Here is a 549-nt window from a genome sequence, read left to right as displayed (position 1 = left end):
TATTTCTCTAATAGTTCATCGTTTCCCATAATTACCGCATCCCACTGTTCCATATCGTCATTGTCCGTTACATTTATATGAGGATGCTGCCCAACCTTTTGCTTCACTATAATTTCCGAAGAAAGCTTTGCTTTCATTTCTTGATATACCATTGGCAAATCAATCCCCTCTTGGTCAATTTTATTGATGAAAAAAATTGTCGGAATCTTCATTGTCTGTAGTGCATGAAACAGTATACGGGTCTGTGCCTGTATGCCATCCTTTGCAGAAACTAATAATACTGCTCCGTCTAATACGGATAAAGAACGGTATACTTCCGCCAAAAAATCCATATGGCCTGGCGTATCTATAATGTTGACTTTTACATCCTCCCACTGAAAAGATGTCACTGCTGTCTGGATAGTGATTCCCCTTTGACGCTCCAAATTCATTGTATCTGTCCTTGTTGTGCCTTTATCTACGCTCCCTGGTTCTGCAATTGCACCACTGGTATACAATAAACTCTCCGTTAATGTTGTCTTTCCTGCGTCAACGTGAGCCAGAATGCCT

General features: G+C 40.6%; 1 pseudogene. It reads right to left on the bottom strand.

Annotated features, from left to right (window positions below):
- Positions 1 to 549, bottom strand: a pseudogene (tet(O), locus tag GPK81_RS14920) (tetracycline resistance ribosomal protection protein Tet(O)); the annotation flags it as partial.

It is taken from the genome of Blautia sp. MCC283, from assembly GCF_018785565.1.
GTDB lineage: Bacteria > Bacillota > Clostridia > Lachnospirales > Lachnospiraceae > Blautia_A.
This window is presented reverse-complemented; position numbering and strand designations above follow the sequence as displayed.